General features: G+C 45.9%; 20 protein-coding genes. 5 read left to right on the top strand and 15 right to left on the bottom strand.

From position 1 onward, the window contains the following. Positions 1 to 6: 6 nt before the first annotated feature. A complete protein-coding gene (locus ACN0QW_RS10365; RefSeq protein WP_417431214.1) occupies positions 7 to 921 on the bottom strand; it encodes a DMT family transporter in 915 nt (304 codons plus the stop codon). 370 nt (positions 922 to 1,291) lie between these two features. Between ACN0QW_RS10365 and ACN0QW_RS10360 the strand changes: the two genes are divergently transcribed. Then, positions 1,292 to 2,287 (top strand): adenosine kinase, encoded by a 996-nt coding sequence (locus ACN0QW_RS10360; RefSeq protein ID WP_417431212.1) that lies wholly within the window; start codon positions 1,292 to 1,294, stop codon positions 2,285 to 2,287. Between the two features lie 161 nt (positions 2,288 to 2,448). Next, complete coding sequence (typA, locus tag ACN0QW_RS10355) at positions 2,449 to 4,278, top strand: translational GTPase TypA (RefSeq protein ID WP_417431210.1); 1,830 nt, start codon at positions 2,449 to 2,451, stop codon at positions 4,276 to 4,278. An 821-nt stretch (positions 4,279 to 5,099) separates the two neighbouring features. On the opposite strand, the gene ACN0QW_RS10350 is transcribed toward typA, so the two are convergent. The 3 genes from ACN0QW_RS10350 to ACN0QW_RS10340 are packed head-to-tail and all read right to left on the bottom strand — an operon-like array spanning position 5,100 to position 9,530. Beyond that, positions 5,100 to 8,045: a DUF2339 domain-containing protein gene (locus tag ACN0QW_RS10350; protein ID WP_417431208.1), complete on the bottom strand. Its 2,946-nt coding sequence runs from the start codon at positions 8,043 to 8,045 to the stop codon at positions 5,100 to 5,102. A gap of 50 nt (positions 8,046 to 8,095) precedes the next feature. Then, positions 8,096 to 8,638 carry a DUF4269 domain-containing protein gene (locus ACN0QW_RS10345; protein WP_417431206.1) on the bottom strand — a complete coding sequence of 181 codons (543 nt, stop codon included), beginning with the start codon at positions 8,636 to 8,638 and terminating at the stop codon, positions 8,096 to 8,098. Next, entirely contained in the window at positions 8,628 to 9,530 is a 903-nt protein-coding gene (locus ACN0QW_RS10340) for a phytanoyl-CoA dioxygenase family protein (RefSeq protein ID WP_417431204.1), read from the bottom strand. The genes ACN0QW_RS10345 and ACN0QW_RS10340 overlap by 11 nt, the downstream gene beginning before the upstream one ends. Before the next feature lie 229 nt (positions 9,531 to 9,759). On the opposite strand from ACN0QW_RS10340, the gene ACN0QW_RS10335 reads away from it, so the two are divergent. After that, positions 9,760 to 11,100, top strand: coding sequence for an AmpG family muropeptide MFS transporter (locus tag ACN0QW_RS10335; protein WP_417431202.1), 1,341 nt, complete (start codon positions 9,760 to 9,762; stop codon positions 11,098 to 11,100). A 55-nt stretch (positions 11,101 to 11,155) separates the two neighbouring features. On the opposite strand, the gene ACN0QW_RS10330 is transcribed toward ACN0QW_RS10335, so the two are convergent. The 6 genes from ACN0QW_RS10330 to fabA form a co-directional block, all read right to left on the bottom strand. Further along, positions 11,156 to 12,136, bottom strand: coding sequence for a tRNA dihydrouridine synthase (locus ACN0QW_RS10330; protein ID WP_417431200.1), 981 nt, complete (start codon positions 12,134 to 12,136; stop codon positions 11,156 to 11,158). A gap of 166 nt (positions 12,137 to 12,302) precedes the next feature. Continuing rightward, positions 12,303 to 13,274, bottom strand: coding sequence for a trypsin-like serine peptidase (locus tag ACN0QW_RS10325; protein ID WP_417431198.1), 972 nt, complete (start codon positions 13,272 to 13,274; stop codon positions 12,303 to 12,305). Positions 13,275 to 13,373: 99 nt separating this feature from the next. After that, positions 13,374 to 13,790 (bottom strand): YqaA family protein, encoded by a 417-nt coding sequence (locus ACN0QW_RS10320; protein ID WP_417431196.1) that lies wholly within the window; start codon positions 13,788 to 13,790, stop codon positions 13,374 to 13,376. A gap of 84 nt (positions 13,791 to 13,874) precedes the next feature. Then, positions 13,875 to 14,651, bottom strand: coding sequence for an enoyl-ACP reductase FabI (locus ACN0QW_RS10315; protein WP_299379087.1), 777 nt, complete (start codon positions 14,649 to 14,651; stop codon positions 13,875 to 13,877). A 92-nt stretch (positions 14,652 to 14,743) separates the two neighbouring features. Next, the gene (gene fabB, locus ACN0QW_RS10310; RefSeq protein ID WP_417431194.1) at positions 14,744 to 15,967 is read right to left on the bottom strand and encodes a beta-ketoacyl-ACP synthase I; all 1,224 of its coding nucleotides are present in this window, start codon (positions 15,965 to 15,967) and stop codon (positions 14,744 to 14,746) included. A 65-nt stretch (positions 15,968 to 16,032) separates the two neighbouring features. Beyond that, entirely contained in the window at positions 16,033 to 16,545 is a 513-nt protein-coding gene (gene fabA / locus ACN0QW_RS10305; RefSeq protein WP_299379071.1) for a bifunctional 3-hydroxydecanoyl-ACP dehydratase/trans-2-decenoyl-ACP isomerase, read from the bottom strand. 418 nt (positions 16,546 to 16,963) lie between these two features. Here fabA and irrA point away from each other — a divergent pair, with 418 nt between their 5' ends. Next, a complete protein-coding gene (irrA, locus tag ACN0QW_RS10300; protein ID WP_299379069.1) occupies positions 16,964 to 17,401 on the top strand; it encodes an iron response transcriptional regulator IrrA in 438 nt (145 codons plus the stop codon). A gap of 175 nt (positions 17,402 to 17,576) precedes the next feature. Here irrA and ACN0QW_RS10295 read toward each other — a convergent pair whose 3' ends face one another. Beyond that, on the bottom strand, positions 17,577 to 18,197 hold the full coding sequence (locus tag ACN0QW_RS10295) for an SH3 domain-containing protein (protein WP_417431191.1): 621 nt from the start codon (positions 18,195 to 18,197) through the stop codon (positions 17,577 to 17,579). 213 nt (positions 18,198 to 18,410) lie between these two features. On the opposite strand from ACN0QW_RS10295, the gene ACN0QW_RS10290 reads away from it, so the two are divergent. Beyond that, positions 18,411 to 19,397, top strand: a complete 987-nt coding sequence (locus ACN0QW_RS10290; protein WP_299379065.1) for a 2-hydroxyacid dehydrogenase — start codon at positions 18,411 to 18,413, stop codon at positions 19,395 to 19,397. A 393-nt stretch (positions 19,398 to 19,790) separates the two neighbouring features. Here the strand turns inward: ACN0QW_RS10290 and ACN0QW_RS10285 are convergent, their stop codons facing one another. The 4 genes from ACN0QW_RS10285 to thiP all read right to left on the bottom strand — a co-directional run bounded on the left by ACN0QW_RS10285 (position 19,791) and on the right by thiP (position 23,860). Next, positions 19,791 to 20,438 carry a glutathione S-transferase family protein gene (locus ACN0QW_RS10285; protein WP_299379063.1) on the bottom strand — a complete coding sequence of 216 codons (648 nt, stop codon included), beginning with the start codon at positions 20,436 to 20,438 and terminating at the stop codon, positions 19,791 to 19,793. 81 nt (positions 20,439 to 20,519) lie between these two features. Beyond that, entirely contained in the window at positions 20,520 to 21,308 is a 789-nt protein-coding gene (locus ACN0QW_RS10280) for a transporter substrate-binding domain-containing protein (RefSeq protein ID WP_417431188.1), read from the bottom strand. Between the two features lie 154 nt (positions 21,309 to 21,462). After that, entirely contained in the window at positions 21,463 to 22,185 is a 723-nt protein-coding gene (gene thiQ / locus ACN0QW_RS10275) for a thiamine ABC transporter ATP-binding protein (protein ID WP_417431186.1), read from the bottom strand. Next, the gene (gene thiP / locus ACN0QW_RS10270; protein ID WP_417431184.1) at positions 22,178 to 23,860 is read right to left on the bottom strand and encodes a thiamine/thiamine pyrophosphate ABC transporter permease; all 1,683 of its coding nucleotides are present in this window, start codon (positions 23,858 to 23,860) and stop codon (positions 22,178 to 22,180) included. Before thiP ends, thiQ begins: the two co-directional genes overlap by 8 nt. Positions 23,861 to 23,881: the final 21 nt, after the last annotated feature.

The following is a 23,881-nucleotide window of genomic DNA, read 5'->3' as shown; positions in this document are numbered from 1 at the left end:
ATCGTCTTAGCTTCGTTTACGCTCTCGGTAGAGAGTGTAGAGACCGCTGGAGACCACTACCAAGGCCCCCACGATGGTCCATTGATCTGGAAATTCATCATAGAAAAGCCAGCCAAAGAGCGTGGCCCAGACCAGAAGTGTGTAGTTAAAGGGCTGGATTGCAGACGGGGTTGCGTATTGAAACGCGAAGATCAGAAAGAAATGTCCGAGGCTGATAAAAATACCCCCGGCAATGAGCGCCAACCAGCCGTATAGATCCGGCGTTACCCAGAAAAACGGAACCATGAAGGTTACACAGATCAGGGGGACAACACCTGTATAAAACTGTGAGGTTTCGCCATCGTCATAACGGCTGCTGATACGTAGCAAAATTTGATAGACGGCAAAGGCTGCTGCTGCCAGAAGGGGCAATAGAAAGAGTTCGTTAAAGCCTTCAAAGCCAGGCCGTAGAATAATCATCACGCCTGCAAAACCAACAAGCACGGCTGACCAGCGGCGAATACCAACCAGTTCCTTTAACCATAGCGCTGACAAGGCTGTGACGACGATGGGGGCCACCGCTACGATTGCATGGACGTCGGCAATGGGTAGCAGTTTGAAACTCAGAGTAAAGAGGAACGCTTCGCCCAATAAAAAGACGGATCTGAATATCTGCAGGGGCAGGTTGTTCGCCTGTGCAACTTTTTTTAATCCCGCTGGGCCAGCTTTATAAAGCGCCATGCTAATCACAAATACAGACAGGATAATGTATCGTACCCAAAGAAGTTGTGGCAGGGGATAGGTTTGCGCAACATGTTTGACCACGGCATCACCTGAAGAAAAGGCAGCCATAGCGATAATGGCCAGGATAATACCTTGCCTTGTGGTGTCCAATATAGACGCCTGATTTTCCTGCGTGCTCACAACGTGTCTTTCTCTCATCTAATACGCTGCATTTATAATACGTTGTATTTTGGGGTGTTTCCGGGCGATTTTACACAGCACTTTTTGACCAATATTGGGTAAGTACTGGGTAAAGCTGTTTGAAATATGAAGTTTTGTAACCTCCATTGACTTTGATCTTTATTCCACGCGTGGGCAAGAGGCAAGATAGTCAGGCGTTTTTTCAGTTACTTAAGCCACATCTTTGGAAATTCATTATAGATTGAAGACAAGCCTTGTGAACAACGCATGGGAGACTTGTGGCTTTGTGCTTGCCCAGAATATGGAACTGGCTATACTCCGCGCAAATTATAACCTGACTGTAACCGACCCCTGAGCTAACTCTGTGGGCCTATAATACGGAAATTTTATGAGCGAAAACGCCAAACTTGATGTTGTCGGCATTGGTAATGCCATCGTTGATATTGTTGCTACTGCTGATGATGCTCTTCTCGAAGAACAAGGTATCATCAAAGGGGCGATGAACCTGATTGATCAGGATCGCGCCAATGCACTTTATGATGTGATGGGGCCTGCGATTGAACGCTCTGGCGGATCCGCTGGGAACACTATGGCCGGTATTGCGTCGCTAGGTGGTAAGGGCGGTTATTTTGGTAAAGTACGTGATGATCAGTTCGGTCAGGTTTTCCGTCATGACATTCGCGCAGAAGGCGTTGAGTTCAATACCGAAGCAGCAACTGATGGCCCTTCTACGGCGCGTTGTTTAATTTTTGTGACGCCGGATGCTGAACGTTCGATGAATACTTATCTTGGTGCCTGTGTTAATCTCACAGTTGCTGATATCGACGAAGAAATGATTAAGTCTGCCAAAGTTACCTATATGGAAGGGTACCTTTGGGATCCGGAAGAAGCGAAGAAAGCTTTTATCCATGCGTCTAAAACAGCCCATGCTGCCGGACGTAAGGTGTCGCTGACACTGTCAGATTCTTTCTGTGTTGGTCGCCACCGCGAATCTTTCCTGAATCTGGTGAATAACTACGTTGATATTCTTTTTGCAAACGAAGAAGAAGCCATGGCGCTTTTCGAAGTTGATAACTTTGATGCTGTTCTGCAAGAGGTCCGAGGCTGTTGTTCTGTCGCGGCAATTACCCGTGGTGATAAGGGTTCTGTCGTTTGTGCGGGTGATGAAGTTCATGTTGTTGATGCCATTCCTGTTGAACAGGTGGTTGACACAACAGGGGCAGGCGACCTATATGCAGCAGGATTTCTTTACGGATACACGAACGGCTACAATCTTTATGACAGTGGCCGGATCGGTTCAATCGCCGCCGCCGAGGTGATTTCCCACTTTGGCGCCCGCCCAGAAACTTCTCTGGCGGAACTGGTAGAGGAAAAACTTAAGTAGGTCATCGCTCTGTCACACGACTGCGCTACAGACCTTAGTGGTTACGTAGAACAGAAAGACAAGAGCACATTGATAACGCCATGGATGACCCGGGTGTATTTGATGACCGAAGATAATGCGGGGCGCAGAAGCCCCTCTTTGATACATGAGAGTATAAGGCAATGACTACAGCGCTTCGCAACGTGGCGATTATCGCCCACGTTGACCACGGCAAAACCACTTTGGTGGATGAGCTACTAAAACAATCCGGTACATTTAGTGACCACCAAAAGGTCAATGAACGTGCAATGGACAGCAACGATCTGGAAAAAGAACGTGGTATCACGATTCTTGCCAAATGTACGTCTGTGGCTTGGAAAGAAACCCGGATCAACATCGTTGATACACCTGGTCACGCCGATTTCGGTGGCGAAGTTGAGCGTATCCTTTCTATGGTTGATGGTGTTGTTTTGCTGGTTGATGCAGCAGAAGGCCCTATGCCGCAGACAAAGTTTGTGACATCCAAAGCTCTTGCCTGTGGTCTGAAGCCAATTGTTGTTATCAACAAAGCTGATAAATCTGATGCGCGCCCTGATTGGGTTGTGGATCAGGTTTTTGATATGCTTGTGAACCTTGATGCAACCGAAGATCAGCTTGATTTCCCGGTTCTTTACGCTTCTGCAAAACAAGGTTGGGCGATTACAAACCTTGAAGATCCGCAAGAGAATATGGAACCACTCTTCAAGTTGATGATTGATATTTTGCCAGCACCAACTGAAGAAGTTGATGCACCGTTTTCCATGCTGGCAACCACACTTGAAGCAGACAACTTCCTGGGCCGTATCCTGACCGGTCGTATCCACTCTGGTATTGCCAAGGTGAATATGCCAGTGAAGGTCATCACTGCCGACGGTAAAACGATCAACAATTGCCGCTTGTCAAAACTATTGGCGTTTGATGGTCTAAAACGTGTTCCTGTTGAGGAAGCGCGTGCGGGTGACATCGTGGCGATTGCGGGTATTCCTGATGCAACTGTTGCTGATACGATCTGCGACACATCTGTAGAAGAAGGCATTGCTGCACAGCCGATTGATCCGCCGACCTTGGCGATGACTTTCACTGTGAATGATTCTCCGCTTGCGGGCCGTGAAGGTGACAAAGTTACCAGCCGTATGATCCGTGATCGTCTAAACCGTGAAGCTGAAGGTAACGTCGCCATCCGCATCAAAGAAAGTGATTCAAAGGATTCTTTCGAAGTTGCTGGTCGTGGTGAGCTTCAGTTGGGTGTTTTGATTGAGAACATGCGTCGCGAAGGCTTTGAGCTTTCTATCTCTCGTCCGCGCGTGCTGATGCACAGAGATGAAACGGATACCTTGGTTGAGCCAATGGAAGAAGTTGTCGTTGATGTGGACGAAGAATACTCCGGCGTTGTTGTTGAGAAAATGGCTGAGCGTAAAGCTGAGCTAACTGACATGCGTCCATCCGGTGCGGGTAAAACCCGCGTGACCTTCCTGGCGCCTTCACGTGGCTTGATCGGTTATCATGGTGAGTTCCTAACCGATACACGTGGTACCGGCATCATGAACCGTCTATTCCACAGCTTTGGTCCATACCGCGGTGCGATTCAGGGTCGTCGTCAGGGCGTCTTGATTTCCAATGGTATCGGTTCTGCTGTTGCTTACGCCCTTTGGAACCTTGAAGAGCGTGGAGAGATCTTTGTGAACCCAGGTGATGCACTTTACGAAGGCATGATCATCGGTGAACACAGTCGCCCCAATGACCTCGAAGTGAATCCGTTGAAAGCTAAACAGTTAACCAACGTGCGTGCTTCTGGTAAAGATGATGCGATCAAGCTGACACCACCGCGTATTCGTTCTCTTGAACAGTCACTTGCGTACATTCAAGACGATGAGTTGGTGGAAGTAACACCAAAATCAATCCGCCTGCGTAAGCAATATCTGATCGGCCACGAGCGTAAACGTCACGCACGTAGCAAAGAAGCGATCGGCTAAACGATCTTCGCTATCTTTGATAGATATAAAAGGGCTGCTTTTTAGCAGCCCTTTTTTGTGGCTTCAAATAAGCGGTAACTGGCTATTTGGATTACATTTTGATTTTGTAAGTCTGTATCTTGTTTTAATTTCTGAGATACGTCCTTGGTTAACATCAAAGATAGCTGCTATCTTATGCTGAAATAGCCCCTCTTTTAGTAACTTAAGAACTATAACGATATCATCTCTATCTAATCTTTTCGTCATCTCTATAAACTTTCATAGAAATGCTATGCCGAATTTGATTGGCGCTTAATTAACTCTATGCTACTCATAAAAAGTGCCAAATAGGTACGTTTCAAGTTTAAATCCTAATGTTTAATCGACATAGCGGGTTTAGATAAAGGCCGGGCTGCAATCCCGGCCTTGCTTGTATGCAAATAAACTCATCATTTACATGGCTAATTGTAACCACAATATTTGGTTGTCGTCACCAGTATTTTGCGTATTGACACACTATTTAGTGTGCAACCAATTCCGGTAAATCTGTGGATAAAATTGTGTAAAAAGTTGTGTATAACTATTTTTTTATTCGTTTTTTACTTTAACTAATTGTAAACTATATGAATTTCATCTGTAAGTGCGTTATATAAAATACTCTTTAAAAATAAGAGTATAGTATGAAAATGGTACTAATTTCAGAACCAATTTTTCTAATGTTTTATAAAAAGAAGAATCCGAAGAATCCGTGAATTCCTAAGAACTTGGAATGATCAGTGATTTAAAAACATATATTTAAATAAGTTTTCTTTTTAGCGCTCGTATCCTGTTTATTATGGAAATTATTTAGCTGAGTTGTCATCCGGCTCTGATCCAATTGGGTAGACAAAGCGCTGGTAGAGGAAGCCGATGCCGATCAGGCAGAGGCCAAGGCCGATAAAGGAGGCTACGCGGTAAAGGCCGCTGAGTGCGGACATATCCCACAGGAAGACTTTGGTCGTTACCAGAAGAACCAGCCCAAGCGAGAGGTGGCGTATCTTGGAGATATCCCGAATGATCCCGACGGCAAGCAGTATTCCGGCAAAGATAAGCCATGCGGCGGAATAGCTGTAGCCCTCGGCATTGAGAATGTCGCCTGATGCCATAGCAAGGGGATGGAACGCCCGGCGGACTTCAAGTGTCAGGTCCAGGAAGACAAGCCAGACAGAGATGCCGCCAATCCATGGCATAAACTTCTTATGTCCCTGATTACGGGCTTCGCGGTAAATAATAACACTGATCAAGCCGGGAATTAGATAGGCGAGCGATAGCTGGTTGAATAGTGGCCAGTTCCCTACGGCTTCGTTGGTAAAGACAGGGTTGAAGATAAGAGACTGGAAGACCAGTATCTGTGCCCCAGCCATGGATAACAGGATCTTAGAGCCCCAGTTGCTGGCAATGCGCGGTACGATGCGATTGCGGTAATAAAGGAATGCGCCTGTTATCAACCAGGACAGGGACTGTAGGCTTTGTTCAAGCAGGCCGTAGTACTGGGCATACAGATTATTGTCGTTTACCAGATATCTGATTTCCAGATTGACGAGTACGACGCCAATGGCGAGTGCCCCTGATTCAAGAATAGTTACGAGCTGGTCGTCTTTTTCTTGTTTAAAATAATAGGCCGCCCCAGCAAAAGCGATTGCTGGAATACCAAAACTATAGAGAAGCCAGAGCGCATCGACTTCTTCCCGTGGAACTACAGGATCGAAATGATTCAGGGCGACGAACCTAAGAATAACGACCACGGCGACGAAAAGAATACACGGGCGTATAAAGGGGATGCGTACTTGAGACGCAACCCATCCGGCGGAGGGCAGGAGTAAGGCGAGGGCAATCGTCAGGCCGCTTTTTTCAAAGGCAATGGCAAAGGCAATACCCAAAGCAGCGAGAACCGAGAGGGCATAGACGCCCAATACAGGTTCCATACCAGCTTCTGATCTTTTTGGCAGGACCTTTTTGGCGGCCATAAAGCCGATGCCAGCAAGAACCAGCGCGAGTAGGCTCCACGCGAGGTCAGCACCGATTGCGGATACTCTGAGATAAACAAACAAGAAGGCCAACAAGGGGATTGTCGCTGACAGCGTCGCCAGATACACGGGTGTTTTGGTTTTACTCAGACCTCTGAAGCCGACAGCTGCGGCAATAATGGCAATAAATCCTGAGAGCAGCAGATAGAAATTAAGCTCTGGCGGGATGATGGAATTAATAAGTGTTCCCGCGTCTTGTCCGGAAACGTAGAGAGTTTCTGGAAGCTCGATCGACCCGGGGAAGGGATAACGGGCGACGATATAAAGCGCGACCAATGATATGGCCGTTAGAAGGGCTTCGCAGTGTCTGAGTTTGAAGGCGCTATACCCAAGCCCGCCAGCGATGATAAAGAAGAAGACAAGCGAGGCGGTAGAGAAGTTATCCATGGACAAGAGAATAATCTGTAATGCCAGTACAGCTGCCATGGCCGAAAGCCCAAGGATCTTTTCTGGCGGCAGTTTGCCGTCAAAATCGAAGGGGTGTTTTAAGCTGGTTTTGATATCTTCGATAGAACTGAGGAAGCTTTCATATCGTGGCGCGATAAAGAGGCCGATCATCAGGATTTGATGCAGAGCGAGCGGATAGATATCGCCTTTTTCCCATGCTGCACCCATCCACAGAAGTTGCCAGAGGACTGAACCGGCGAGAGACATCCAGCCAAGCCACCACCAGTTCTGATAGCGGACAACGGCCAACGCAGAGGCTGTAATAAAGCTTAGATAGCTGAAAAGAGCCCAGGCGGACGAATTACCTGTACTGACGAGCATTGGAATGACAAAGGCACCAGCCATGCCCATAGCGGCAATCAATGGACCCTGAAGCAAGGAAAGTCCCAACCCGGCGATTGCCACGATGGTCAGCAGGACAAAGGCAAAGAGCGGTGAAATCAGATCGTACAGGCCATAGGCGGCGTAGATACTGCCATAGGTGATGGCAAGGCCCGCAGCAGTTAAGGCGGGTGGAACGTGATTGGGTTTGAGTGCAGCGATTGCTTGTTCAATGGGGCGTCTACGTAACCATTCCCCACCAAACATCAGGGATAAACCAAAGAGAACGCCACAGGTAATTCTAAAGCCAGGGGAAAGCAGATTGTTCTCAATCGAATATTTTATCAGGAAAACGCCGCCGATAATTACGGTCAAACTGCCAAGCCAAACCAGCCACTGACGGGTGAAAGCCTCTTCGAAAGATTTCCACGGGCTTTTGTCGTTGGAATAGCTTTCCATGGCTTCGGCAATGGATCTGGCTGCGACAGGTTGCTTTTCTTGCTGCTCAGCTTGCTGGTTGCCCTGTTTTATGTCTGATGGTTCTTGAGCATCGGCCCCGAGTTGAGAAGCTGCGGTTTCTTCTGAGGACGAACGCTGTTCGTTTGTTTGTCCAGGTTTTTGCAAAGACTCGCTTTGGATGTCTTTAGCTGTATCAAGTGCGCTTTCCTGTGGCGTTGCCACTGGTTTTGCTTCTTGTGACGGTGTCACGGGGTTTTCTATGGTTGTGTCTGGTGCTGTGGCTGGCACAGCTTTTTTCTCAAGGTTTTGTAACTTGAGTTTTAGAGCAACGATCTCACTGCGTAGTCCGCCGATTTTATACAGGGCCACAAAGGCCAGTATCGGACCACCAAAAAGAATGAGAATTCCCAGAAGAACCAGTAGTACTTCGTCCACAATACCCCCTAAACCAGCACAGATAACACGTAAAGCTGGTTGATTTACAACAAAACTCACGGGATCATAGCGTTATCCCTAAGGTAGAGACAACAGGAAGCTGTGACTTATCATAAACTTGGGGGAAATAGACGTCTGATTTTTTGATCTGGCAGGTTTTCCAGACTTAAAAGATTGAGATAGGGGTCGCCGGTAATACCAAGAAGTTTGGCAAAAGCAGGTTCAGTTTTTACACCCTGCTGCTTGAGTTCGATCACTCGTTGCGTAAAGCGAGTGCCGAAAAGGGCTAGTAACCGTTTTTCCAAAAGAAAATGGCGGACACCAAATTGTTCGTTTAAGGGTCTGTTTTGAATAAAAAATTCAATGGGCCATTCCATAAAGTTGAAAGATACAAGCTCTGTTTTGTATGAGGGAAAAGAAAGCGTTATTTGAGATAGATCAGTATGGTTGGCTAGCGCTGTTGATAATCTCTGCGCCACTGCATCCGGAGCAGAACTGAAACAGGCAATATCAATATCGCTGTCTGCAGTATCGATACCCAGAGGCGGTGTGCCAATACTCTCGTAATCAACACCCACGAGAAGTTCCGATATACCTAAACTTTTTAGAACCTCTTCATAGCAGGGTCTTTTCGTTGTACTTTCACCCGTCAATCTCAAATCCTCTGAAGGGCATATCTGAACTTCTACTCAGCCAGTTTGTATCGGGGTAGTCACAAGCACCGTCGATAAGATGTAGCGTGTAGGCCTGTCTGGATTTATCCGACGTATTTGTCCCGCTTAGATGTGGAAGCTGTCCGTGGAGAACAATCAATGACCCCTGTTTGACTTCTAGCGGGACGCGGTCTTCTTCGGGCCACGCTGCATCGTTTAGCTTTTCGGTAATGAGCTTTCCATCGGCATTGCGATAATGGCGCTTTTTCAAGGGGGATTTATGATGTCTAGGCAGGCCCCACATGCAGCCGTTCTCGAGGGTGGCATCTTCCATGGCAAACCACATGCCGATACAGGAATGGGGTTCAGTATAGAGAAAGGTTGAATCCTGGTGGCAAATCACCTCGCCGCCGATACGGGGTTGCTTGAAAATATACATAGATTGGCTTAACAAGGGCTGTGCCATGCCTAGATCCTTGGCAACCTGTGCAAGATCAGGGTTGCGGGAAAATGCTGAAAATACGGGATCAAGATCGTGTTGGGCATGTCCGATCTTGTTGATAGAAAGGGCCTTATCTTGTTTCAACTTACCTTCGGCATCAAAGGCACCTTCTTCGAAGAAGCAGCGAATTTTATCCCCTGATTTTTCGAAATAGTCATTGCCCTCGTGGCTTTTATTAGTTGTCGAAAAGACAGCCCGAAATTCATCGGGATCAAATGCATCTACAATGCTCCCCGCCTGTGTCATCAGCTTTTGACAGGCGGCTTTGGATACAAAGTCTTCCAGAACCAACACACCATTATCATCAAAAAATTGCTTCATTTCAGTGTTAAGAATACCGCCAGCAGGGGCGGCAAACTTTTGTATGGATGAAGTGGTGTTGTTTGTCATGTAAGAGACATCCTATTGAAGAGGGTGTTTATGAGTTCGTCATCTCGTTGGATTAATGATTGGATAAAAAGTCTAGAGATAACAAAGCACTTTGAGTAGAGAAAATTGTGGGCAATTTAAAAATAACCCACAGACAATCTTTGATCCGTGACTTATGATCCAAAAGCTGACAGTTAACTATATAAGTAATGAAGGCCTTTGGGCCAATTGATACAGGGAAAGCAGGTATATGACAGACGGTACTAGCAAGAGAAAAAGTAGCTATAACTGGCTAGAATCTCTGATGGTTTATCGTCAGCCACGGGTCATAGGTATGTTGTTTCTTGGCTTTTCTGCTGGCCTGCCTTTGCTGTTAATCTTTTCTACGCTAAATACATGGCTTAGAGACGTGGGTGTTTCCCGTACCGAGATCGGATTTTTTGCTTGGGTCGGTCTGGCTTTTTCAATCAAAGTTCTCTGGGCACCTTTGGTCGATCACATTGATATTCCCTTTTTATGGCGTTTGGGAAAGCGCCGCTCTTGGATGCTCTTGGGGCAATTTGGTATTATTGTTGGTTTGATTGGTATGGCTTTTACCGATCCAACTGCAAACCTTGCACAAATGGCCGCTTTTTCCGTTGTTGTTGCTTTTTCCTCGGCGACACAGGATATCGGGCTTGATGCCTATCGCATCGAAGCAATGGATACAGAGTACCAAGGGGCTATGTCTGCTAATTATGTCATGGGTTACCGCATTGCTATGCTCGTGGCTGGTGCAGGGTCATTATATTTGGCTGATTTTTATTCTTGGATATTAAGTTATCAGGTCATGGCCCTATTGATGGGGGTCGGTATTATTACCGTATTTGTTATCAAGGAACCGGATAGGGAAGAAGCGCCTGAGGGGATCAAGCCTTTTGACAAATCAAATAGCTATATAGATCAAGCGCAAACAATGGTGTTGAATCCCTTTGTGGATTTCTTCAAGCGAAATGGCTGGATTGGCGGATTTATTCTGGCATTTATTGGTGCCTATAAGATCAGTGATATTATCATGGGGAATATGGCAAACCCTCTTTACATCGATCTTGGGTTTTCGAAGTCTGAAATTGCCAGCATATCCAAAGTGTTTGGTCTGATTATGACAATCTTTGGCGGCTATGTCGGTGGTATGTTACTTATGCGGTTCGGGCTTTTACCTGTTCTGCTTCTTGGGGCGATATTGGTTTGTCTAACAAATGTTCTTTTTGCGATCCTTGCACAGGTTGGCTATTCCCTTGATTTCCTTACATTGACAATTACAGCGGATAACTTTTCTAATGGTGTTGCCAGTGCTGTGTTTATTGCCTATTTGTCCAGCCTTGTTAATAAGAGTTATACGGCGACACAATATGCATTATTTAGCTCGTTTATGACTCTTCCTGGTAAATTTATTTCAGGATTTTCCGGGGTAATCATTGATCATACAGATTATACAACCTTTTTCCTTTATGCGGCAGGTATGGGAATTCCGGCTATTTTGATGGTAATCGGATTGATGATATATGATTCCAGACAGAAATCAGATGAAAACTTGGAACAATCAACTTAAGAAACTGTTTAGTAAAATTCCGCATTAAATTGCGGGTGGATGAGATCGCTAGCCTTTAACTTGCTTCCTGAAAAGCATCGGGTAGCAGCATACGATCGATAACTTCAGGGTCTTTGATCCCGCGGATTTGCGTAAAGAGGTCTTGAGCTTCTGGGTATTGCAGTTTCAGAAAGTTTAACCATTGCTTGAGGCGCCCGGGGCCGTGTTTATCTGGTACTTCCAACCACATTTCCCTGTAAAACCCACGTAAAACGGGTAAGAATTCTTGCCAAGGCAGGACTGGAGCATTCTGAGGGGTATCATCCCTATCAGATCGGTTATCATATTGGATCAGGCGGGCAAGATCCGGTTTGGCAATAAGACCACGTCCAATCATGACATCGGTGCAGCCACTGATCTCGCGACAGCGTTTATAGTCATTCACTGTGCAAACATCGCCGTTTGCGACCACGTTGATATCAACGGCTTCCCGGATACGGGCAATCCATTCCCAATGGGCCGGGGGGCGATAGCCTTCTACCTTTGTTCGGGCATGCACACAGACTTCTGAGGCGCCGCCTTCTTCGATGGCATGCGCATTTTCCAGGGCTTGTGACTTATCTTCGTATCCCAACCGCATCTTCGCGGTGACCGGAATGGTATCCGGAACAGCAGTTCGGACCGCTTTCACGACATCATAAACAATGTTGGGTTCTTTGAGCAGGACAGAACCGCCTTTGTTTGAGTTAACGCGTTTGGAGGGACAGCCAAAATTGAGGTCGATTGCCGGGGCACCAAGTTTCACCGCGAGTTGGGCGTTCTCGCCCATAACATCAGGGTTCGAGCCAAGTAGCTGAATTGAAATTGGGGTCCCAGCAGCGGTCTTACCTGTGGTTTTAAGTTCTGGGGCAATTTTGTAGAAGGATTTTGGGGGCAGAACGAGGTCATTGACCCGGATAAACTCTGTCACACCCTGATCGATACCCCCGATAGTGGTAAGTATCTGGCGCATTTGTGCATCGACCAGACCTTCCATGGGGGCAAGGATCAGCTTCATGCACAGATCTTTCTGTATCTATTGGTTCTCAATATCTTTCGCCTGATCTGGATTACCCAAAATATTGGGGCGTGTTGATGCCCATATATTTTGCTGCTGTGTACAGGGCAGCGGGGTAGGAGTCAAAACCCATCCGTTTGCCCAATAACCTACCTTAATCGAAATATCAGGAAGCAGGCTTGCCGTTGTATAGAGCGTTTAGTCGCTTGAGTAGGTGATACAACGTTGTGCTGTCAGCTTCTTCTGTTGGTGGAATGTTCAAATCTTGCTGTGCCTGCAAAAGTGCTTTGGATACATCGGATGTATTTGTTTCGAGGTATTTAAGGTCAACTAACAGACGCTGCACGCTGTTTTGAGGTTGTGAAGTAATATAGGGTGATTTTTGCGGGGCAGCGGGGTGCGGGCTAAGATTCCAGCTTTGATAGGTTTGATCTGCGATGACATTGCTTGGTGCGAGAACAAGTCCTTGATCCGTAATAGAAAAACGATTGAGTGGACCTTCGTTCCGTGAGGGGCACGAGGTCGATCTGGCGGTGTTTTGATTACAGAAGGGAAACAAGGCCTGTATGTGTTCCCATCCCCTACGGTAGCCAGCTTCGATGATTAAGTCGTTGGGGTGTGTCTGGCTTGTAACGCCAGCCCAACCGGTATAATTGCCAAGTGGGTTGTTTAACTCGATCAAAGCCCAGTTATTCAACAAAGATTTCAAACTTTTGTTTGCAGGGGTAAAGCCTTGAGAAATTTGATAGCTCTTAACTACCGATGAAATTGTTGAATCATCTCGCTGATATCCTGCAACAAAAACCATTTCCTTCGGTTGGAACCAACGGTTTTCAATAAGATCGTAGAGACAGGATGCGGGGGCGAGAAGTTTACGCGAACTAACCATTGTGCCATTGCAAAAATGACGCCCCGCAACATTAAGCCGTCCAAGCGTGCTCCAAGGATATTCACGGGCTTCGAGCAAGGCAAAGTTTTTGCCCACCAAAAAGCCGGGGTTATCCTGTTGTATTTTTTCGGATGTATTTGTTGATGATGATGTTGTTGCCTGTGATGGTGTTTGCTTTTGTTGGGCACTGCATCCGGCAAGGATAACAATCATAGTGATCAAGAGAGCGTGGAATCTACCAGATATCATTGCTGTTATCCCTTTAGACATCAGACGTTATTGTTGACTATCGCAGTTTGGATGGGAAAAGGGCACTAATTTTCTGAACCTCCTACGATCAACTGTTCTTTAGAACATCCATCCGATTAAGATATATCGTAACCCTTTCCCCAAAAACACAAGGGGTAAAAAAAGGATAAATCGAACCCTCAGAACCCCTGCTGCAAAAGTGAGGGGATCACCTATTACCGGAACCCAAGCTAGTAGTAGAGAGATAGTACCGTATTTTTGAAACCATTTTGAGGCTTTGTTTAATTGGTGTGTTGTAAAGGGAAACCACTTGCGATTTGACCAATGTAAAAGGTAAAGACCTAGCCACCAGTTCACAACAGCGCCGAGGGTATTTCCTGTTGTTGCAATGAGCACCAAAAGCCATTTTGGATGTTCCCCGGAATGCAAAGCTGTTGCTAGCATTACTTCGGAAGAGAAGGGGAGTATTGTTGCGGCTAAAAAGGCACCTGTAAAAAGACTAAAAAGCGTGAACATATCAAAATGCCTTAAACCTTAGCGTCGGTCGTAAAAAAGGCTGCCAAAAGGCAGCCTTAATCTCATGACCAAATAAAAATGGCCTTAGTCTTTTTTCGGACTTGGTATCGCGATGACGTTGAAACCTGCATCAACGAAGTGTACTTCACCAGTCACACCTGCTGAAAGATCTGATGCAAGGTAAAGACCTGCGTTTCCTACCTCTTCCAAAAGCACATTGCGCTCAAGCGGAGAGTTATCACGTGTAAAGCCATAGGTATACTTGGCATCTGCAATCGCAGAGCCTGCAAGTGTGCGCATTGGACCTGCAGAAATTGCATTAACGCGTGTTCCTGTTGGGCCAAGATCTGTTGCCAGATACCGCACAGACGATTCCAGAGCAGCTTTCGCAACACCCATAACGTTATAGTTAGGGGTGACGCGTTCGGACCCAAGATATGTCAAGGTAATCAGGCTACTGTTCTCGCTCAAGAACGGTGCCGCTTTTTGTGCGACAGCAGTAAAAGAATAGCAGGATATAGACATGGTATTACGGAAATTTTCCCGTGTTGTATCTACATAACGTCCTTTGAGTTCTTCTTTGTCAGAATAGGCAATTGCGTGGACAACAAAGTCCAGGCTTCCCCATTGTTCCTTGAGGGTTGCGAAAACATTTTCCAATGCATCACCGTCCTCAACATCACAAGGAAGAACCAGATCTGATCCCAATGATTCTGCCAGAGGTTCAACTCGCTTTTTAAAGGCGTCACCTTGGTAGGTGAAAGCGAGTTCTGCCCCTTGGTTATGTAACGCTTGAGCAATCCCCCAGGCGATGGAATGGTTGTTCGCGACGCCCATAATTAAGCCGCGCTTTCCATCCATCAATGCCGTTGTCATCGTCACGTTTCTACCTTTCGTCTAATACTGCTATTCGAAGCTTTGTTCTTTGCGAGGTCCTGTTTTTATTATCAGGCTTACTCGTTCAGGCGTTTGAAGATTACCGATGCGTTTGTGCCACCAAAGCCAAAGCTGTTGGACATAACGCAGTCGATTTCCTCGTTGTCTCTTCTTTCAAGGAGAATTGGCATACCTTGAGCTTCGGGATCGAGGTTGTCGATATTTGCAGATGCACACAGGAAATTGTTGTTCATCATAAGCAGTGAGTAAATAATTTCTTGAACGCCGGTCGCCCCCTGAGAGTGGCCGGTTAGGGACTTTGTTGACGAAATCCAAGGCGTTTCCTGTCCCTCGAAGGTTTCCTTGATTGCATTAAGCTCGGTACCATCCCCAACTGGCGTGGAAGTGCCGTGAGCGTTGATGTAGTTAACTTTGGTATTGCCAGCTTCGGCAAGAGCAAGTTTCATACAACGAACAGCACCTTCACCAGAAGGCGCAACCATATCAGCGCCATCAGATGTTGCGCCATAGCCAGCAAGCTCACCATAGATTTTTGCGCCACGTGCTTTGGCATGTTCATATTCTTCAAGAACGACGACACCAGCACCACCGGATATGACAAAGCCATCACGGTCAGAATCGTATGCGCGAGATGCTTTGGTTGGGTCGTCATTATATTTGCTGGAAAGGGCGCCCATAGCATCAAAAAGAACCGTGAGCGTCCAATGAAGTTCTTCTCCTCCACCCGCAAAAACGATGTCTTGTTTGCCCATCTGGATAAGCTCTGCGCCATTCCCCACACAGTGTGCTGATGTAGAGCACGCAGAGGTAATGGAATAGCTGTGGCCTTTGATTTTAAAGGCAGTTCCCATATTTGCGGAGTTTGTTGAACCCATGCATCGTGGCACCATATAGGGACCGACGCGTTTTGGGCTTTTCTGACGCGTGATATCCGCCGCGGCTACCTGATTGGATGTAGAAGAACCACCAGAGCCCATAACGAGACCTGTTCTGATGTTAGATACCAGATCATCTCCAAGACCAGCGTCTTCGATGGCCTCTTTCATCGCAACATAGTTATAGGCAGAACCATCGCCCATGAAGCGACGCAGCTTTCTGTCTACTAAAGAATCAAGATCGATATTGATGGATCCGTGAATATGGCTGCGAAAGCCCAGCTCGGCATAGGTTTCGCAATATTCAATACCTGATCGACCTTCTTTCAAAGAATCGATTACTTCTTCTTTGTTGTTGCCAATGCTGGAAACAATTCCAAGTCCGGTGACGACTACGCGACGCATCTGTCGTATCCCTTCTTTACAAGCCAACCTAAATTGATAACGGCGGCAATAATTAATGTACTGGCTTAAGAGTCAGATTGAAACAAACCAACTTTCATATCTTTGATCTCGAACGCAACATCATCATCAGCCATGATGATGCCGTCAGAGACACCCATAACCAGTCGGCGATTTATGACTCGCTTCATATCAACTTTATAGGTCACTTTTTTGACAGATGGGGTGATCATGCTTTTTAGCTTAACTTCACCAACACCAAGTGCACGACCTCTACCAAGAGCGCCAGTCCATCCTAGGAAAAATCCAGTCATTTGCCATACGGCATCAAGGCCAAGGCAGCCAGGCATAACCGGGTCACCTTCGAAATGACAGCCAAAAAACCAAAGATCAGGCTTAATGTCGAATTCTGCAATTATCTGGCCTTTGCCGTGTTCACCACCATCGTCGTTAATGGTTGTTATGCGGTCAAACATCAGCATTGGAGGTAAAGGTAACTGGGCATTTCCAGGACCAAAGAGTTCACCACGTCCACAAGATAGAATTTCTTCATAGGAGTAGCTGTTCTGGCGTTCGCTCAAAGGTTTATCCACCGTCTTTTATGTTGTTATCCGAACATCAGCTCTAATCGGCCGAATCCGGCGTGACTATAGCACAGGCACACCATGTCCTGGCAATGTTCTTCAAGTTGTAACAGCTCGTTTTATTAAGGAATTTTATATTCCTTGTCACGAGAAGCGATCTATTTCCCTGACATGTGCTGTTTCTATAGGAAAAGATCAATCAAAAACTGAAACAATTTGAAACATTTGATAATTATTGTCTGAATTCTCGCCCTTTTAATCAATAGAGTAAAAAAGTTTTTTTGCCGAGTTTTAGAAAGTAATTCTGGTTATCGACGATGAAAAGGTGGTGAAAAATAGCTATTGGCAAAGGAAAATCAGCGAGTTTTGTGGATTTTTTCCTTTAATAGCGCTGAAACTGCCTTATATTGAAGGTATGGAAAAGATACGCCCTTATACAGAATTGATTGATACCCTCAAAGGTGCAGGCCTGCGGCCTACACGACAACGACTAGCGCTGGCCAAGTTATTGTACTCTCGCGGGGATCGTCATATATCTGCTGAGCAACTTCATGTCGAAGCAATGGACGCCAAGGTGTCCGTCTCTTTAGCGACAGTATATAATACGCTTCATCAGTTTCATGATGCAGGGCTTCTTAGGGAAGTTTTGGTTGAAGCCGGGCGGTCTTACTTTGATACTAACATTAGTGACCATCATCATATCTTCTATGAAGAGACTGGTGAATTGATTGATATCGATAAAGAGACAGTCCAGTTCAAAAATCTGCCCAAGCTTCCGGAAGGTAAAGCTATTTCGAGGGTAGAGGTCGTTGTTCATGTGGTCGATCTTGATGAAAAAGGCAAATCCATTTAACGGATCATGCTTTAAATCACCTGATGTTAGATTCCATTCTCAACAGCTAATCACTCATGTACAAACTATGGTGTGCGGACTGTTTCAGCGCGTGCAGAAAACCTGTTGACCGTCAAGAGACTGATGACGCCGAGAATATAACATTATCTAGAGCGTAACTTCATTGGTTTTTGAGTTAATCAAAAACCTCCCCTTGGTATGAGCCATAAAGAGAGTTCCGTTGCAGCCAACCTGAAATATCATTGATTTCTACTTGGCACCAGTCGTCAATATTACAGGATTCTAGCTCACCAATCACACCTGCTTCTGCCTGTACAACGGGTCGGCTAGTTGTTTCTGGGTCATCGTAAATAGTTCGAACAGCGCCCGTAACCATCATACTTCTTTGACCCTTAAGCATGGATTGGTGTACCCAGCCTATTGTTCCCTGCCAATCACGGATTTGCCGCCAAGTATCAAATTCATCAATGATTTCGACTGGTAGGCGCCGCCGTTGATAAATCCATTGAATTGGATACCGGGAACCAGGACCTGCGCGCATGTTGACTTTACCGGATCGAAAGCTCACAAATCGGGGAAGGGGTAGTCCACTTGGCCCAATTTTTCTCTGCGCCTGATCTCCTGAGGCTGTGCCAAGAGTTTTTGCCCGGATGCTGTGAGTAAGGAACTGGGTACAAAGTACCATTCCCACAATTCCTATGGCGCCGATTATTCTTGGCCTCAGAGAAAGCCGGGAAAGCCGGAGCGTCGATTTTTTGTCCCCCGCAAAAGGCAGACGCATCAAACTTTTTTTCATGCTAAAATTTCAATTATATCTAAATAGCTCGCGAAGTGTTTGAGAGATTACCTTCCTAATTCTGTGCTGGCTAGAATTTATCGAAACAACTGTTTCTCTCTCTTGGCAAAGACCTTGTTCGCAGCATAGACTAGGGAAGATAAAACAAGACCGTTAACCCTCAAATAATAACGGCTTGTCGTAAAGGACCAGCGACGGGGATCCCATAAGCACATGACACAGAAAAAACCCCTAGTAATTGTTACACGGCGGCTTCCGGATGCGATTGAAACCCGGATGATGGAACTGTTTGATTGTCGTTTGAATCTTGACGACAAACCGTTCTCCCAAAAAGAGTTGATTGCGGCTGTTAAAGAGGCCGATGTTCTGGTGCCAACAGTTACAGATCGTGTTGATGCAGGGGTTCTTGCTCAAGCGGGACCGAATCTGCGACTGATCGCTTCTTTTGGAACAGGCGTGGATCATATTGATCTTAAAACCTGTCGTCAGCGGGGTATTACTGTCACAAATACACCGGGTGTTTTGACCGAAGATACCGCCGATATGACAATGGCCCTTATTCTGGCTGTTTCTCGCCGTATCACCGAGGGTGTCAAATTAATCAAATCTGGTGAATGGAATGGATGGAGCCCGACAGGGATGTTGGGGCATCGGATGTGGGGTAAACGTCTGGGCATCATCGGGATGGGGCGTATTGGTCAGGCTGTTGCCCGCCGTGCAAAGGGTTTTGGTCTCTCAATCCATTATCATAACAGACGCAAAGTGCATCCGGATATTGAGAACGAGTTGGAAGCAACCTACTGGGAAAGTTTGGATCAGATGCTTTCCCGCATGGATATTATTTCTGTGAACTGCCCGCATACACCTGCGACTTTTCACCTGTTATCCAGCCGACGTCTTAAGCTTTTGAATGACCGTGCGATCATTGTGAACACCAGTCGCGGAGAGGTCATTGATGAAAATGCTTTGGCTCGTTTGATCAAATCAAGAGACATCGCGGGTGCAGGGTTGGATGTTTTTGAACAAGAACCTGCTGTTAATCCGAAACTACAGGCCAGCGATAATGTCGTTCTGTTACCGCATATGGGGTCGGCAACCATTGAAGGTCGTCAGGATATGGGGGAAAAAGTCATTATCAACATCAAAACTTTTGTTGATGGGCATACACCGCCTGACCGTGTTGTTGAGGCCATGTTCTAAGTAAAAGAGGAGCTTTCGGGGTCCTTTTCTGTATAGGCTGGCAGGCAAAAAGATCTAAACTTTAAAGGCTTGTGATTTTTGCATGACTGAATTGAGTTGAATGTAGTTGCTCGATTCGTTTTCTTGATTTAAGATTCAGTTAACTAATTTTTAGGCTCAGAGTTTGTTCCCGAATTTGTTTGGGAAAGTACATTAGTAATCTTGCTTATTTGCAGGGGACTCCGAGTTCATAGTAGAGTCAAAGTCTGGGTTAATCGTTCGATCTCCAAATCAGACGTACCTGGAACAAAAGGCAGAGTTGAGAAATCAACTCTGCCTTTTACTTTTTAAATCTAACTTTAGAAGTAAATTTATTCAGGGCGTATCGGTTAACGGTGTGATTTATTGGGTGATTTACTGGGTTCTTTTAAGAGCTATCCACTGATCAACAGCGAGGCCGTATTTCGTTAAGACAGGTCCAACCTTGCTGTGCTGATTCAATTCATTTTGCCAGGTAATAAATTTGTCTGGGAATGTGAAATCTACACTGCTTTCAATGAACATTTTCTGCGCAAGTAACAGGCTTGGCGCATATCCGCAATCAGCTAGGCTTATGTCTTCTCCTGCTATGAAGGGGTGAAAACTGCCAAGCTGGATCAAAAGATCTAATTGTTGGGAAAGTGAAGATTTTGTTGTTTCGATAAACTCGATGTCTCTTTGTGTTGGCGCCATATGTTTAAAAAGAGACCTTATCAGCGGCTCAATCTTCAAGTCATGTAACCGAGCCAACATTCGCACTTTAGCGCGGTCTTCTATGGTGTGAGGTAGCAAGGTTTGTTGCGGGTATTCCTCTTCCAGATATTCACAAATACTGTCTGATTCACTTAGAACAAAATCCCCATCAACTAGGGCAGGAACGGTACCTGCAGGAACAATAGATTTGTACTCAGCCGAGCCATAACCAGACGGGGGCAGACGAACCTCGGCTGAAAGGCCTTTTAATGTCAGAACAATTTCAACTTTAGTGCAAAAGTTGCTGACTGGAACAGCGTAAAAAATCATGGCGAATTTACTTCTTAGGACCGACGACAAGAATAACGAACCGCGAACAGCCCGTTATTTCATAGAGATATGGAGACTGGTTTATTCAGCTAATTTCCATTTTACGGCAAGCTTGTTGAAAAAGCCTTGAGTCTTTTTAAGCTGGATCCAATGGTTGAGGTAGTTGATCCATACTTGATCGTCTTGGGAAATTAGCATTGCGAGTGGTGTAGGTGAACGTGCTTTTTTCACAGGTACAATGGCCATTTGCTCATATTTTTGAACGAGAGTAGCCGCCTCAACGTTGGAGGTAATGTGTACCATAGCGCGACCAGATAGAACTTCCTGAAAATCGCGTGCGGGGGCTTCAACAGACTTTAGTTGGGCCAGCGGGAAATACTCTTTGGCTTGTTGCTCTTGCACGGTGCCAAGAGTAGTTGCTACGGACACATCAGTCTTGTTTATGTCATCCCAGGAATTGAATTTATCGAGATGCTTTTTCAGCGTTAGCGGCACGGTTCCGACGTTGTAATAGCTGTCGGTATAGCCAGCAACGGCCATGCGTTTTGGATTTAGAGAGGCAGATGTTGTCATGTCGTACTTATTGGCAACGACACCGTTGATCAGTGTTTTCCAGTCCGTGGGAACAAAGGTCAGTTTGACGCCCATGTCTTTGGCCAACTCGGTGACAACGTCGATATCAAAACCTTCGTAGTTACCTGTTGTCGTGTTTTTGATAGTCATGGGGTTCCAGTCCCCAGTGGTGCCAACTCTTAACTCTCCAGAACTGAGAATTTTGTTCAGGCGTGATTCATCGGCGGCATGCGCAGATGTAAAAAGTCCAACAGTTAAAAGGGTAACTGTGGCGAGTAGTGTCTGAATTTTAAGCATGAGAATTCCGGTTTTACGGCTATTTCAAAGATGGGTTCAGGCGTAAGTGTAGAACAGCTGAATATTTTGCACCAGTTCAAAGACAGGGGTGTAGTATGGGCTTGCTTCAAAGTTTTGTGAACAGAGCCTGTTTGAGTCAGTCGCTTATTTTTGATTAGGAAAGGTGGACAATCCGATCCGCAATGGCATCTGCATCTTCTTTTATATGTGTGACCATCAGTGTTAAAAGGTGGTGATTCTTGTGGAGATCCTTCACCAGTTTTAGCATTCCTTTACGCAAATCCTGATCAAGAGCACTGAAAGGTTCATCTAGCAATAAAATCGGTCTTCGCCTGACCAAACATCTTGCGAGCGCTACGCGTTGCCGTTGGCCGCCTGATAATTCGGCAGGAAGACGTTTCTCCAACCCTTTGAGATCAACATCATTGAGTGCTTTTGTTATTAGGTCTTTGTTTTGATTTGTCAGGCGTAAGCCGGGATGAATACCCAAACCAATATTTTCTTCGGCCGTCAAATGGGCAAAAAGATTGTGTTCTTGAAAGAGGCTTGTGATTGGACGTTCTGACGGTGAAAGATGGGTAAGCTCTTTACCTTCAAATTTAATGGCGCCAGCAGCGGGGTTTTCAAAACCCGCAATTAAGCTCAGAAGAGTTGATTTCCCGGCACCTGAAGGTCCAAGGATTGCGACGAGTTCATTGGGCTCTATCCTCAAATCAAAATCCAAAACCTCTTCACTGCCGTGATGCTGATAGGACAGTTTCTCAATACTCAATCCCTGGAATGATTCGTGACCATTTGTTTTCTGACCCCGTGCTTTTGGGGCAGATGCTTTTTGGTCTGGTGCTTTTTGGTCTGGTGCTTTTTGATCATCAGGCACAGTGCATAGCCTTCCTGCTGGTTCTTAATGTCGAAAGGGAGAAACCCTTTCCAGATATGATGCGTTCTATAAAAATAAAGAGCATCAAGCTTTGCAGACAAAGAAACAGAGCTGTAATTGCGGCATCATCCAATCGGTAACTACCCATTTTCTGAAACATTAAAAGTGGCAAGGTTGTAAAATCCTGGGTCCCAAAAAGGGCTATGACACTTAAATCACCCGTTGATAGTGCAACGGATAATCCCAAGGCGAGTCCCAGTGCTTTTCTGTTCTGTGGCCAGTCAATAATACGAATGCGATTTAACCCGTTGATATCCAGATTATCACATAGATGATCGCTTTTCTGTGCTGAGGTTTCAAAGGCAGGAACAAGAATTCTGAGAATAAACGGTAATGTCATCAAGGCATTAACAATGATCACCAGAAAAGGTGCCAATATTGTTAGGCTGGTAGCTGCTCTGAAGGTAATAAATAATCCGGTTGCCAGGACAAAAGGCGGGAGGAGCAGAATAATACTTCCGGATAAATCAGTCATTGTCGCAAAGGAAGATGCTAAGCTATGCCTGCCCAGACGATAGGGCGATTGCAGGCTTCGCAGCATCAGCGCGATACCTACGGCAAGTATGAGTGCGATACATCCAGCCGTTAGTGATATGAGCAGACTGTTGAACGAAGCTATCCATAATTTTTCATCTGTTATGACTGCTATCAAGCGAGGAGAAAAGGCTTTCCAGATTGTTGCAAGCAAGGGAGGGATAGCCAAAAACACCATCACTAGAAGTGCTAAACTATCCGTTATTTTGGCGCTGGTATGACGGGCATCAAGCCGTTGGATAGACCGCTCTTCTGTCTTTTGAAGGGTGATGTGGCGGGCAAACTTGCTGCCAATGATGAGTAGGATAAAACAGAGACTCAACTGGGCGAGAGACAGAGTGACAGCTTTGGGAATATCAAAATCAAAGCGGATTGCCTGATAGATGGCAACTTCCAGAGTGTTTGTAGAAGGACCACCCCCAAGAGCAAGGACAACGGCAAAAGATGTAAAACAAAGCAGAAAGACCAGACCACAAGATGCAGGAATAATACGCCGGAGAAGAGGCCATTCAATAAGTCGGAAAATATCTTTGCCGGTCATGCCAAGTTGTGCTGTGTTTCGCCAGTATTCCGGCGGCAAAGCTTCAAGACTTTGTAGGAAAATTCGCGAGAGAAGCGGGGCATTAAAGAAAACGTGGGCGATTAGAATTCCAGTGAGACCGTAAAGATAATTTCCGGCTTTGACATCAAATAGGGAAAGAAACTGATTAAGCCATCCATTACGACCATGTATGGCGACAATACCGAATACACCAACAATAGTGGGGATGATGAGTGAGAGCGATGCAAGTTGCACGAAAATTTGTCGTCCGGGCAAGGTTGGGCGTCTGGCAAGAGCGCGGGCAACGGGAATAGCAACAAGCGTTGCCAGTAGTGTACTGAGAGCGGCCTGAAAAAAGGTAAAACCGATCACCCGGTATAGATAGCTGTTCTGGAATATACGGGTGAGGTCTATGTTCTTGATCTCAGAGAAAAGACCGTTAAAGGCAAAACCCAATATCAAAGCGATAAAGCCGAGGCTTAATAAGCCGGGCCACAAATACATCAGCCATTTTTGCACAGATTGTAATGGCCTTTGCATTATGAGTCGCCTTGATATCGG

The organism is Kiloniella sp. (genome assembly GCF_048259265.1).
GTDB lineage: Bacteria > Pseudomonadota > Alphaproteobacteria > Kiloniellales > Kiloniellaceae > Kiloniella.
This window is presented reverse-complemented; position numbering and strand designations above follow the sequence as displayed.